Origin of the sequence: Peptoniphilus faecalis (genome assembly GCF_012976305.1) — a bacterium.
Lineage (GTDB): Bacteria > Bacillota > Clostridia > Tissierellales > Peptoniphilaceae > Peptoniphilus_A > Peptoniphilus_A faecalis.
This window is the reverse complement of the sequence record NZ_JABDSR010000012.1, coordinates 1-14,138: the sequence shown is the minus strand read 5'-3', so window position 1 is coordinate 14,138 and position 14,138 is coordinate 1. Positions and strand designations below refer to the sequence as shown.

The following is a 14,138-nucleotide window of genomic DNA, read 5'->3' as shown; positions in this document are numbered from 1 at the left end:
TTTGAAAATTGCAATAATGGGCTTTGGCACTGTTGGAACAGGTGTCGAGGAAATTTTGTACAAAAAAAGAAATTCCCTTTTAAAAAGAGGTTTTGACATAAATATAGATAAAATTTTAATAAAAAATATAAATAAAAAAAGAAATCCACTAAATAAAAAGCTAACCTTCACAGATGATTTTGACGAAATTTTAAATTCTGATGTGGATACAGTTATAGATGTAACTTCAAGTCTTGAAGAAACTTACGAAAGAATTGTAAAGTTAATGAGTGCTGGAAAAAATATTGTAACTGCAAATAAAGCTGTGGTTTCAAAATATTTTGAAGAATTAAATGAACTTTCAATCAAAAAAAATGTCTTTTTCTCCTACGAGGCATCTGTTGCTGGTGCAATTCCAACAATTCATCCAATTATGGAAGAAGTTTTTATTAACGACATCTTTGAAATTTCAGGAATTTTAAATGGAACTTCAAATTATATTTTATCAAAAATGGAAATTGAGGGTTTAACTTATGATGAGGTTTTGAAAGAAGCACAGGAGCTTGGATATGCAGAAGCCGATCCTACAGCAGATGTCTATGGTTTTGACACAATGCGAAAAATTAGAATACTTTCATCAATAGTTTATAATTCAAAAATTAATGAAGATGATATTTTTACTTTTGGAATCGCAAATATAAAAATATCTGATTTTGATTTTGCAAAGGCACTTGGCTATTCAATAAGACTTCTTGGAAAATCAAAATTAAAGGAGGGCAAGATAAATATTTCTGTAATTCCTACATTTGTAAAAGATGACTTTTTTGCAAAAAGCTTTGAATCTACAAATGCAATAGAAATTCTAGGTGAAAATTTTAAAAAGTATGAATTAAAGGGTCCTGGAGCAGGAAAACTTGAAACTGCAGATGCGATAATACGTGATCTTTTGAGGATTCTTGCAAAAAGAGAAATTAAAACTTTCTATGATTCTGCAAATAATTATGTAGTGGAAAATAATTTAGAAAAAAATTATTATGTGAGATGTGAAAAACTCTCTAAGGAACTTAAAAGTCTAATTTCGTCAGAAAAAATAATTGGAGAAGAACATCACATAATTGCTAAGAAAGTAAACCTCAATAAATTAATAGATGTAATTGATGATTTTGACAAAATCTTTATTGCAGAAATAGAGGAGGAAATATGAAGTTTTTATCAACTAGAAATTCTAAATTAAGAATCTCAGCAAGAGAAGCAATTGTAAAGGGTATTTCAGATGACGGCGGACTTTTTGTGCCTGAATCTTTCCCAAAATTTAACATAATGGAAAATTTAAATCTTAAATATACTGATCTTGCACACAAAATCTTATCTTTATACTTAACAGATTTTGACAGTAATAAACTTCTTGAAATTATAGAAAGATCCTACGCAAGTTTTGAAGGTGAAATTGCAAAAGTATCCTATAAAAAAGATTTTTATTTAGAACTTTATCACGGAAAAACTTCCGCCTTCAAGGACTTTGCTCTATGTCTTTTGCCAAATCTCTTGACCTACGCAAAAGAATCCCTTGGCATAAAGGAAAAAACTCTAATTCTTACTGCAACTTCAGGAGACACTGGAAAGGCGGCCCTTGAGGGATTTTACAACACTAAAAATATAGACATACTAGTATTATATCCAACGGAGGGAGTCTCTGCCATTCAAAAAAAACAAATGGATTCAACAGATTCGCTGAACTCAAAGGTAATTTCCATTGATGGAAATTTTGACGACGCACAATCTGCCGTTAAAAAAATTTTTAACGACAATAAAATAAAAAATAAATTGTCAGAAAAAAACATATATCTTTCCTCTGCCAACTCAATAAATATTGGAAGACTTCTGCCACAAATTGTATATTATTTTTACGCCTATGCAGATCTCGTAAATTCAAAAAAAATATCTGGTGGCGACAAAATTTCTTTTTGCGTTCCCACAGGTAATTTTGGCGACATTTTGGCGGGATATTATGCAAGGGAAATGGGACTTCCCATAGAAAAACTAATAATTGCATCAAATTCCAACAATGTTCTTACAGAATTTTTTATGTCTGGACTTTATGATGCAAGTAAAAAATTGAAAAAAACTATCTCACCATCAATGGATATATTAGTTTCAAGTAACCTAGAAAGATTACTATATCACAAATCATCAGATTCAGTTGTAAGGGAAAAAATGAAAGAATTAGCCGCATCTCGCATTTTCACATTCGAAAATGAATTTCCAGAATTTTTATGTGGCTATGCAGATGAAGAAGAAACAAAAAATGCTATTGCAAAAACTTTTTACGAGGAAAATTATTTAATCGATCCTCACACAGCTGTGGCAAAACATATAGTTGATGAGCTTGGGCTAAAAAACACAGTAATACTTTCCACTGCAAGTCCTTACAAATTTTCAACAGCAGTCTTATCTTCCCTTGGCGAAAAAGTTTCACAAGATGAATTTGAAAACATTGACTATCTTTATAAAATTTCAGGTGTAAAAATTCCAAGAGAAATAAAAAAATTAAAGTCAAAAAAAATAATTCACAACAATAAAATAAATAAAGATGAAATAGAAGATGAAGTATTAAAATTTGCAAATCGCGGCATGAGAATTGCTGTTCCAGCAACATCTGCGAATATAGGACCAGGTTTTGATTCTCTCGGGCTTGCATTAAAACTATACAATACTTCTGAATTTAAAAAGAGTAAGGATTTAAAAAGCTTTAATGAAAATGTAAAAGATAATTTGACATATAAAGCTTATGCACATACTTTTGAAATCTACGGAGAGAAAATTGTTCCCATTGATTTCAAACTAAATTCAGATATACCAATGTCACGTGGGCTTGGCTCCTCTGCAACTTGCGTAGTTATTGGGATTATGGCAGCATTTTCTGTCATGAATAAAAAATTCGACAAAAAAGAAATCTTAAAAATTGCAACAAAAATAGAGGAACATCCCGACAATGTTTCCCCTGCAATTTTTGGCGGAATAACTGCATCAATATTAGAAGATGAAGAAGTATATGTTGAAAAATTTAAAGTTTCAGATAAAATAAAATTTTTGGCATTAATTCCAGATTTTAAACTTAGCACAGAAAGGGCACGAGAAGTACTACCAAAAAGCTACAACAAAAAAGATGTAGTATTTAACATCTCTCATCTATCATTATTAATTTTGTCATTGATTTCTGGAGATGAAAATAACTTGAAAGCTGCCCTTCAAGATAAAATTCACGAGCCTTATAGATTTAAATTCATTCCCGAAATAAATGAAATTGAAAAAATAATTGGCGAAAGTTCAGCAATTGCTCACTACCTAAGTGGTTCTGGTTCAACAATTATGATTTTATTAAAGGAGAATGACAAAGAATCTGAAGAATTTATTAGAGAAAAGTTAAAAAAATTAAGTGGCGAATATAAATTAATTCCACTTGAAATTGACGACAAAGGGGTCTTTATTATTTGATGAAAATCTTGCAAGGGAACACAAATCAAAATTTAAAATTTTAAAAAAGATCTCATTTTAAACTGAACCATAAAGTTGGGCCAAATACCAGAGAGAATTTATATTTTCTCTGGTATTTTTTGTTAGGCTGCATTTTTTCTTTATATAAGACAAAAATCGTGCTATCATAAAATTAACATTAACAAAAAGGAGCAATCATGAAAAATTTTAAGGTAAAAGATTTAGTTATTACATCACTTTTTATTGCACTTGTCTATGTATTTACATGGATAGTAAAAATTCAGTTGCCCTTTGCACAAAATGGAGGACTTATTCACCTCGGCAATGTTCCCTTCTTTTTAGCTGCAATATTTTTTGACAAAAGAATTGGAATGACAGCAGGTGCACTTGGAATGGGACTTTTTGACTTGACAAGCGGCTGGGTAATGTGGTCTCCAATGACAGTTATATCAGCATTAATCATGGGTTACATACTAAATGAATTTAATTACAAAGACTTAAAATTAAAAAATTTATTAATTTCCTTTGTGTTTGCTACTATAGTAAAAGTTTTAGTTTACTATGTAGGAGAAATATTTATTCTTTCATCTTTTGTGACTCCACTTGCATCAATACCTGGAAACATTATTCAAATTGCAGTTTCATCAGTGATTGTGCTTGTACTTTTAAAGCCAATGGAAAGAGTTTTTAAAAATATTTAAAGATTAAAGGAACTGCTATAAATACTAAAATAAAAAGGTGATGTTGCAAAATAGATAATTTTATTTTAAAACATCACCACTTAATTTAGATTTTATAGAACTCTATAAAATCTATTGAGAAGTAAAAAAATCAGCTCACATCCTATCAGGAGGAGCTGACGCACAAAGCTTAACCATAAAGAGGGGATAAACCAAATGTATTATTATTAAAACTTTATTCTCAAATATTAAGTTTGATTATGGCTTATTCCTTCGTAAATAATGGATCCATTTTCACATAAACATCCGCCACTACCGTCAACTCTTTTTGTTGATGCACTGTAAAAAATATTGTCTTTGTACATAACGCTATTTAACATAGAGCTCATCATATTTTTCACAGCAATAGGCTTAATAACATGACCTCTTTCTTTTAATCTTTCAATTGTATCTTTAGATATACCATATTCTAATTCTAGCCCTTGCTCTTTAGTTAAACAAGCTATAAAGGGAAAGCTAACAAGTTGTTCAGGATTCATATCATATTCGATAGCATTAACAATTCCTTGAAGTATTCCTGTAATGATTCTTGGACCTCCTGCAGCGCCAATAATTAAGTAAGGTTTTTTATCTTTAAATACTATTACTGGCGACATACTTGAAATCGGCGTTTTAAATGGTTCTATAGCATTAGCCTCTCCATATTCAAGCCCTTGACTTGTCTTTTCACCAATATCTGCAGAGAAATCACTCATGTTATTATTTAATGTGAATCCATAGTCCTTTACAACTATTCCACTTCCATACCAATCTCTTATTGTTTGTGTTTGTGAAACACAATTCCCATACTGATCTATTACAGAAAAATGTGATGTATTGCCTGGATAATCTTCAATGTAATTATTACCTAAGTTTTTTGAAAAATCTTGTGAATAATCTGTAATTATTTTTGCTAATTTTTTTGCATATTCTGGATTTATTAATTTTTGAACATCAGTCTTAAAAAAATCTGGATCTGCCATAAGCGTTGATCTATCTGCAAAACCTAATTTCATAGTTTCAGAAATAATGTGAATACTTTCACTTGAGTTATGACCCATAGATTTTAAGTCAAAATTATTTAAAATATTTAGCATTTCAACTATAGTACTTCCACTTGAAGGTAATCCAAAAGTTTTTATAGAATATCCTTTATAATCAGTCTCAACAACATCTCTTAATTTTATATTATAATTAGATAAGTCTTCTTTTGTAAAACATCCTTCTCTAGCGTTTATTGATTCTACAATTTTTTCAGCAACATCTCCTTTGTAGAATTCATCAAATCCCTTCTCAGAAAGTATTTTTAGAAGCTTAGCAATTCTCTTATTCTGTTGGACTTCTCCAAATTCATAGCCATTGTTATAGCCTTTTAAAAATAAACTCCTAAATTCCTTAGATAACTCAATTTTTCTTTTGACCGATTCATCTTTAACTGTAATTGATTGCGTAAAGCTAGTCTTAAAACCAAATTCAGCATACTCATAAGCAGGCTTAATCAATTCTTTTATATCTAAAGTGGCAAAATTATTATAAATGTAACTAAGTAGCTTTATTAAACTTGGTACAGTAACTGATTTTCCACTATTATCTTTCCATTCGTTATATACTGCATTATTTTTTATAAACATATCTTTTGTTGCTTTTTGTGGAGCTATTCCTCTAGCATCTATAGCATATAATTTATCTTCGTTCTTTGAATATATAAGACTAAATCCACCTCCTCCAATTCCTGAATGATGTGGTTCAACAACTGATAATACTAAACTAATTGCTATTGCTGCATCAAATGCATTTCCACCTTTTTTTAATATCTCAAGTCCTGTTTTTGTAGCGTAATAATTATTTGAACTAATTGCTCCTTTATTACCTTTAGAGAAAGGTCTATCCCAATTTTTAGGCCATTCATAACTTTTTTTATTCATCTAATAATTCTCCCTTTTCTTTATATGTCATCTTAGAAACAATAAACCCAACTAGATATGTTGTTAAGAAAACAGGATATATTGCCTCTAGTTTATCTGTAAGTCCAAGTAACATCCAAGATATACCAATGATTATTCCCATCAACATACTCCAAAATGCACCTTGTTTCGTTGCTTTATTCCATATTAATCCGACTATTATTGAAAAACTTACAGGTGCGGCCGCAACATGCTGTAAAGTCAAAAATAAATTTGTCAAAGATTCACTTGGAATTAAAGATGCTGGAATTAAAGTTAAATATGCAAAGATAAAAGTTACTAGTTTTGAAGTTTTTAAAATCTTTTCATCTGTAGCATTCGGGTTTATATCAGTCTTATAAATATTTGTAATAATTGTTCCTGTGGCAAGCATCATTGTTGCCATTGTAGCAGAAATTATTAATGTAGTAAAAGCAAAAATTATTCCTGCAAATAATGGCGAACTAAATAAATCAATAGAATACGCAAATGCAGTAGAACCATCTCCAAGGTTTGTGCCAGATGCTTTTGCCATCATTCCACATAACGCTGTGAAGAAACATATAGGTGCTGCAATTAAGTATCCTAATATAGAACCTTTTTGAGCTGATTCGGGATCTTTTGCTGCTAATAATGGTTGCAATACAGATTGCATTACAGCAGTAGAGATGCATCCGCCAAAAATCCAAGCTATTATCCTTTGTATAGGCATATTGGTCATACTACTGTATTCATTTGGTAATTTAGCTAATAAACCACTGTAACCATCAAACTTTTTTAAATTTAGAAATACAAAAATTATTAATAATATGTAAATTCCAATACAAACTATTCTACCAACAGTTTCTGCACCCTTCATACCAGAAAAGCTAGTGTATAGTACAGCCAAAGTTAACCCTATTAACATTGCCACTGTTAAACTTACATTAGGTAATACTATAGATATTATACTTGATACAGTTTTTAACTGAATTGGAATATAGAAAAAGCCATATACAATCCAAGCAATTGAATATAGTTTAGCTGTTTTTTTGTCGAACCTATTTTGCAAATAAGATGGAACAGATTCTCCTGGCATCTTGGTTCTTATAGTTTTTGCCAGAAAAGCTAATGCAATAAAATAAAAAGAACCTGCAACTGAATACCAAGCTCCTGATATTCCAAGGTTATATCCATTTTGTGCGGCTCCAACTATTGCCATTCCACCGATTTGCCAAGCAGCAAAAATACAACCAATAGAAATAGCTCCCATTGATTTATCTGCCCCTGTCCACTGATTAGATGATTTTATTGATTTACCTGAATAAATGCCTAATCCAACAACAATAAAAAATGTTATTAACCATGTTAAAATTACCATAAAATACCTCCTATAATTAGTAATATATTGCGCAATATATTACTAATTATAGGAGGTATTTTTATTCTTGTCAACAATTTGTCGCAAAAAATTCCCTATTTTAAAAATAGAGAATTTTTAAATTGTACGCTTAAACATGAAAAAATCACCAGCTATGCTGGTGGTAGGAATAATAGCTTTAGCTTCAAGCAAAAAACCTCCCATGATATAATGATTAATTTACAGGCAGTAGCATAATCAAAATCAGGGAGGTATCCAAATGGATAAAAATAGTTTATCACATACAACTTGGAATTGTAAGTATCATATAGTATTTGCACCGAAGTATAGAAGACAAATAATATATGGAAGATTAAAACAAGACATAGGAAAAATATTAAGAGATTTATGCGAGAGAAAAGGAATAAATATAATAGAAGCAGAATGTTGTCCAGACCACATTCATATGCTTTTGGAAATCCCACCAAAATACAGTATTTCACAAATAATGGGCTATTTAAAAGGAAAAAGCAGTTTAATAATATTTGATAGACATGCGAATTTAAAATATAAGTATGGAAATAGACATTTTTGGTGTAGAGGATATTATGTAGACACAGCGGGAAAAAATGCAAAGAAAATACAAGAATATATAAAGAATCAATTGAAAGAAGATTATATGTCAAATCAAATAAGTATGAAAGAATTTATAGACCCGTTTACGGGTGAGCAAGTGAACAAAAGCAGAAACTAAAGTGCTTTAGCACTAGCTGTGAAAAAGGTGCACGAGAAAGAAAATTCAAAGCATGAAATGCTGCCGGTAACAGCCCCTTATAGGGGCATAACAAACCACCGGCTTAGCCGGTGGTTATGATTTATTAAATTTTCAAATTATACAATATACTTTTCTCCCAAATATCTTTCAATGTTCTATTATAGGATTTTATTAAATGAGACTTCATACTTTTATTTGCGTTTTTACAATCTCTATTAAATATAGCTTCTGCTATTGTTTTGTGTTCTTCAAAAACTTTTTTTCCATCAATTAGATTATTATATACATTTTTATTCTCAAATCGTAAATAATTATCTAGAATCAAACAAGTTTGTTTGTAAAAAATTTCATTTTTTGTTCCCTTTGCAATTGATTTATGAAAAGCATGATCGATAACATATAAAGAAATACTGTCTTTTAGATGCAAAGAACTTTCAAGATCATCTAGACATTTTTTTATCTCAATCATACCCGATTTATCCAAAACAGTTGCAGCAAAATATGCGTTATTCGTTTCTAATAACAACCTAGTCTCCAAGATATCTTTAGCTTTACCATCGTTTACTGGTACTATTTGTACTCCTTTTCCTCTAAGTATCTTTACAAATCCTTCATTCTGCAGTTGTAATAAGGCTTCTCTTACAGGAGTTTTACTAATTTCAATTTCGTTACATATATCATCTTGAGAATATATTCCTTCAACTCTAAACTTATTAAACATAATAGCATCTTTTATTAATAAATAAGCTTTTTCTTTATATGTTTGCTTATCTATATTTTCAGAATCCATTAAATATTTATTAATAGTACCACCTCATATTAAAAGTCATTAAAATTAAATATTAAAAATTATGTTTATATTTAAAATGACCCAAGCATACTTAGGTCACTTAATTTATATTATTCAAATTTTCCGTGACAGTTCTTATACTTTTTTCCGCTTCCACATGGACATGGATCATTTCTTCCAATCTTTTTTTCTTTTCTTACATAAGGTTTTTGTTTTCCGTCATCTGGATTTACAGTTTCAACTTCTTTTGCAACTCTAACTCTTTGTACTCTTTCAGGATTTATTACATGATAAAGCATTTTAACTGTGTCTTCTTTGATTGATTCGTTCATTTCTTCAAACATGTCAAAGCCTTCTTCTGCGTAAGCTCTAACTGGGTCAGTTTGTCCAACTGCACGAAGTCCAATTCCCTTTCTTAATTGATCCATTGCGTCGATGTGATCCATCCACTTTTGGTCAACATTTTGAAGTAGGGCAACTCTTTCGATTTCTCTAAACTTTTCGTCACCAAAGTCTTCTTCTTTTTCTTTGTATTTTACATCGGCAAGTTCTTCAATGTATTCTTTTAAAGATTCTGCTGTTGGATTTTCAAGTCCCTTTAAGAAATTTTCATCAAAACCAAAAATATTTATTCCAAAATTTCTAATTGATTCGAAGTCTAAGTATCTCTTGTTATTGTCATCAATCTTGTTGTAAAAGTCGATAGTCTTGTCGATTACATCATTTCTCATTGCGATGATGTCATCTTTTAAGTTTTCACCTTCAAGTACTCTTCTTCTTTCGCTGTAGATTACTTCCCTTTGTTTATTCATAACGTCGTCGTATTTTAAGACATTTTTACGGATACTAAAGTTATTTCCTTCTACTTTTCTTTGTGCTGATTCAATAAGCCTTGTTAAAATTTTTGCTTCAACGGGTTCATCTTCTGGTGAATCGATTTTAAGCATTGTTTCTTTAAATCTATCTCCGGCAAATAGTCTAATTAAATCATCATCTGCTGATATATAAAATCTTGAAGAACCAGGGTCTCCTTGACGACCTGAACGGCCACGAAGTTGGTTATCGATACGTCTTGACTCATGTCTTTCTGTACCAATTATTCTAAGTCCGCCAACTTTTTTAACTTTTTCTGCTTCTTTATCAGTTTCTTCTTTGAATTTTTTAACAAGAGCTTGATAATCTTCTCTTGCTTTTATAATTTCTGGATCATCTGTCTTGAAATATGAATCTGCATATTCAAGCATTTCTTCTTCCATGCCTTGTTTTTTAAGTTCTTTCTTTGCAAGATATTCTGGATTACCACCAAGTACAATGTCGGTACCACGACCAGCCATGTTAGTGGCAATGGTTACTTGTCCAAAACGACCAGCTTGCGCAACAATTTCAGATTCTTGTTCATGTTTTTTGGCATTCAATACATTATGCTTAATGCCTGCACGTTTCAAGTATTTTGAAAGCACTTCCGATTTGTCGATGGAAATTGTACCCACTAGCACTGGTTGTCCCTTTTCATGTGCTTCTGCTATTTCTCTAGTAACAGCTTTGAACTTTGCATCTTCATTGATGTAGATGTGATCATTTTCGTCATTTCTTATAACAGGTTTGTTTGTAGGAATTTCAACGACGTCGATATTATAGATGTCTCTAAATTCGCTTTCTTCTGTCATTGCTGTACCAGTCATACCAGAAAGCTTGTCGTACATTCTAAAATAGTTTTGGAATGTAATTGTAGCAAGAGTTTTTGATTCAGCTCGTACTTCAAGTCCTTCTTTTGCTTCGATGGCTTGGTGAAGACCTTCAGAGTATCTTCTACCATACATTAAACGACCAGTAAATTCATCAACTATAATAATTTCGCCATCTTTAATAACATAGTCAATATCTTTATGCATTGTACCTGCAGCTTTTAAAGCTTGGTTAATGTGGTGAGATAATTCCATATTAGATGCGTCTGATAAGTTTTCGATGCCAAAATATTTTTCAGCCTTTTCAATACCCTTATCAGTTAATGTTGCAGTTTTGTCTTTTTCATTTATAACATAGTCAACAGTTTCTTCTTCAAATTCTCTATTAAATCTTTCAAGATCTATTTCATCTTGGCTCTTAATCCTATGAGATAAAGTATTCACAAAATCTCTAGCTCTAACATACAAATCAACAGATTCGTCGCCTTGACCAGAAATAATAAGAGGTGTTCTAGCTTCATCAATTAAAATTGAGTCAACTTCGTCGACTATACAAAAGTGAAGTCCTCTTTGTACCATTTCTTCTTTATAGATAACCATATTATCTCTAAGATAGTCGAAACCAAATTCATTATTTGTACCATAAGTTATGTCTGAATTATAAGCAGCTTTTCTCTCATCTTGATCCATATCGTGGATAATACATCCAACAGTAAGACCTAAGAATTCATAAACTTTACCCATCCAGTCTCTATCACGGCTTGCCAAATAATCATTTACAGTTACAATATGTGTGCCTTTGCCTTCAAGAGCATTTAAGTAAGCTGGAAGTGTAGCAACAAGTGTCTTACCTTCACCTGTTTTCATTTCAGCAATTCTACCTTGGTGAAGAATAATACCACCTATTACTTGTACTCTAAAGTGTTTCATGCCAAGCACCCTCCAAGCAGCTTCTCTTACAACAGCAAAAGCTTCTGGAAGTATATCATCGGTAGTTTCACCATTTTTAATTCTATTTTTAAATTCTTCAGTTTTTTCTTTTAGCTCAGTATCTGAAAGTTTTTCCATCTCGCCTTCGAGACTCATAACTTTATTTACAAGGGGCTCGATTTTTTTTAGTTCCCTATCGCTGTAGGTACCAAAAATCTTTTCCATTAAACCCATTTTACCACTCCTTTTACCTGACGTATTATTTTATCATTAAATGGCATGATTTACAACAAAAAACAATTTTTACTTATCTCTATAAATTATATTGTTACAAATATTTAATGTCAATATAAATAGCTTAAATACTTAATTTTAATTGAATTTAGCTGTTCATTAACTATACAAATTTTAAATTTTATATTAAAATGTATTTAATAAAGAGGAGGTTAATATGATACTAGTAGTTGACTTTGGAGGCCAATACAATCAGTTAATAGCAAGAAGAATAAGAGACTTAAATATTTACTGTGAAGTTGTACCCTACAACAAGGCCCTAAAAGAATTAGAAAATAGAAAAAATGTAGAAGGGATAATATTTACTGGTGGACCTAACTCAGTATATGAAGAAAATGCACCAAAAATTGAAAAAGAAATCTTTGACAAAAATATTCCAGTACTTGGACTTTGCTATGGAATGCAAGTCATGGCATACACATTAGGTGGCAAAGTAGTAAGTGCACCAAAGGAAAGAGAATTTGGAAAAACAGAAATCACAACAGAAACATCTGAAATATTTAAAAATTTAGATAAAAAAGAAACGGTTTGGATGAGCCATGTAGATAGAGTAGAAAAATTGCCAGAAGGATTTGAAATAATTGCACATAGTAAAAACTGCCCAGTAGCAGCAATGGCAAATGTAGATAAAAATCTTTACGCATTACAATTTCACCCAGAAGTAAATCACACCATCCACGGCAAAGAAATGTTAGAAAACTTTGTAGTAAATATTTGTGGTGCAAAAAAAGACTGGACAATGGAAAACTACGCAAAAAAAGCAATAAAAGAAATAAAAGAAAAAGTTGGAGATGGAAAAGTACTACTTGCATTATCAGGTGGTGTCGACTCATCAGTAACAGCAGCACTAATATCAAAAGCAGTAGGTGAAAAATTAACTTGCATCTTCGTAGATCACGGACTAATGAGAAAAAACGAAGGTGACGAAGTAGAAGAAGCTTTTAAAGACTCAGGCATGCACTTCATAAGAATAGATGCAGAAAAAAGATTCCTAGAAAAACTTTCAGGGGTAACAGATCCAGAAAGAAAGAGAAAAATAATCGGCGAAGAATTTATAAGAGTCTTTGAAGAAGAAGGACAAAAAATAAAATCAGTAGATTACTTAGCACAGGGAACAATCTACCCCGATGTAATAGAATCAGGGTTAGGCGACTCAGCAGTAATAAAATCTCACCACAATGTAGGGGGACTACCTGATTTTGTTGATTTCAAAGAAATAATAGAACCACTTAGAATGTTATTTAAAGACGAAGTGCGCAACCTTGGACGAGAACTAGGACTACCTGATTATTTAGTAAACAGACAGCCCTTTCCTGGACCTGGACTAGCGATAAGAATAATGGGAGAGATAACAAAAGAGAAATTAGACATTTTGCGTGACGCAGACAAAATTTTTAGAGACGAATTAGAAGCTGCAAAACTAGAAGACATCAACCAATATTTCGCAGTATTAACAAGTATCAGAACAGTTGGCGTAATGGGCGACTTTAGAACTTACGACTACACGCTTGCCCTTCGTGCAGTATCGACAACGGACTTCATGACAGCAGATTTCACAAAAATCCCGTGGGAAATCCTAGAAAAAGTATCAAATAGAATAGTAAACGAAGTAGATCACATAAATAGAATAGTTTACGATATAACATCAAAACCACCAGCAACTATTGAGTGGGAATAGTAGCAAAATTTTCTAAATTGGCTTAATTACAAGCTATAAAGAGAATAAAAAGTGGCTACTGGTACTCAAATGGTACTGGAAGCTAAAAAGAATAAACTAAATAATAGTTCCAAGTGGTTTACATTTGGACAAAAAATAAGACCGTAGTTAAAAGCTGCGGTCTTTTTGCGTACACATATTTATTTTAAAAATCTTGATTTTTTAGGATATGATAACTTCCAATCTTCAAATTTCTCGTCTGTTATCTCATCGTTGTAATGCTTTTTTCTCATCTCATTCCATTCTATAAGAAAATTATTGAAGTCTACATCATTTGATAAAAGTCCAGTAATTTCTCCATCACCTGCCAACGGTCTAAACTTCATGTCTTTTTCATAATCAAAGATTATATGCATTATTTCAAAAATAGAATTAGGTTCATGATTAATTAATGCTGATATATCACAATCAAGAGCTTCAGATATTTTTTGTAATTGTTCTCTACTTGGAGATCTATTTCCAAGCTCGTAAT

At 31.2% G+C, this 14,138-nt stretch carries 10 protein-coding genes; 5 read left to right on the top strand and 5 right to left on the bottom strand.

The window, feature by feature from the left end:
- The first annotated feature begins 1 nt into the window (after position 1).
- The 3 genes from HKO22_RS08490 to HKO22_RS08480 all read left to right on the top strand — a co-directional run bounded on the left by HKO22_RS08490 (position 2) and on the right by HKO22_RS08480 (position 4,175).
- Positions 2 to 1,183 carry a homoserine dehydrogenase gene (locus HKO22_RS08490; protein WP_169970054.1) on the top strand — a complete coding sequence of 394 codons (1,182 nt, stop codon included), beginning with the start codon at positions 2 to 4 and terminating at the stop codon, positions 1,181 to 1,183.
- On the top strand, positions 1,180 to 3,474 hold the full coding sequence (gene thrB, locus HKO22_RS08485; protein WP_169970052.1) for a homoserine kinase: 2,295 nt from the start codon (positions 1,180 to 1,182) through the stop codon (positions 3,472 to 3,474). The genes HKO22_RS08490 and thrB overlap by 4 nt, the downstream gene beginning before the upstream one ends.
- Before the next feature lie 197 nt (positions 3,475 to 3,671).
- Complete coding sequence (locus HKO22_RS08480) at positions 3,672 to 4,175, top strand: ECF transporter S component (RefSeq protein ID WP_169970050.1); 504 nt, start codon at positions 3,672 to 3,674, stop codon at positions 4,173 to 4,175.
- A 227-nt stretch (positions 4,176 to 4,402) separates the two neighbouring features.
- Here the strand turns inward: HKO22_RS08480 and ggt are convergent, their stop codons facing one another.
- Positions 4,403 to 6,118, bottom strand: coding sequence for a gamma-glutamyltransferase (ggt, locus tag HKO22_RS08475; protein ID WP_169970048.1), 1,716 nt, complete (start codon positions 6,116 to 6,118; stop codon positions 4,403 to 4,405).
- On the bottom strand, positions 6,111 to 7,496 hold the full coding sequence (locus HKO22_RS08470) for a sodium:solute symporter family protein (protein WP_169970046.1): 1,386 nt from the start codon (positions 7,494 to 7,496) through the stop codon (positions 6,111 to 6,113). Before HKO22_RS08470 ends, ggt begins: the two co-directional genes overlap by 8 nt.
- Positions 7,497 to 7,755: 259 nt before the next feature.
- Between HKO22_RS08470 and tnpA the strand changes: the two genes are divergently transcribed.
- Complete coding sequence (gene tnpA, locus HKO22_RS08465) at positions 7,756 to 8,229, top strand: IS200/IS605 family transposase (protein ID WP_169970044.1); 474 nt, start codon at positions 7,756 to 7,758, stop codon at positions 8,227 to 8,229.
- A 124-nt stretch (positions 8,230 to 8,353) separates the two neighbouring features.
- Here the strand turns inward: tnpA and HKO22_RS08460 are convergent, their stop codons facing one another.
- Both HKO22_RS08460 and secA read right to left on the bottom strand, forming a co-directional pair.
- Positions 8,354 to 9,040, bottom strand: a complete 687-nt coding sequence (locus HKO22_RS08460) for a GntR family transcriptional regulator (protein ID WP_169970042.1) — start codon at positions 9,038 to 9,040, stop codon at positions 8,354 to 8,356.
- Positions 9,041 to 9,150: 110 nt separating this feature from the next.
- Positions 9,151 to 11,889 carry a preprotein translocase subunit SecA gene (secA, locus tag HKO22_RS08455; RefSeq protein ID WP_169970040.1) on the bottom strand — a complete coding sequence of 913 codons (2,739 nt, stop codon included), beginning with the start codon at positions 11,887 to 11,889 and terminating at the stop codon, positions 9,151 to 9,153.
- 217 nt (positions 11,890 to 12,106) lie between these two features.
- Between secA and guaA the strand changes: the two genes are divergently transcribed.
- Complete coding sequence (gene guaA / locus HKO22_RS08450) at positions 12,107 to 13,627, top strand: glutamine-hydrolyzing GMP synthase (protein ID WP_169970032.1); 1,521 nt, start codon at positions 12,107 to 12,109, stop codon at positions 13,625 to 13,627.
- A gap of 179 nt (positions 13,628 to 13,806) precedes the next feature.
- Here the strand turns inward: guaA and HKO22_RS08445 are convergent.
- A partial coding sequence (locus HKO22_RS08445; RefSeq protein WP_211660231.1) for a helix-turn-helix domain-containing protein occupies positions 13,807 to 14,138 on the bottom strand: 332 nt, incomplete at its 5' end.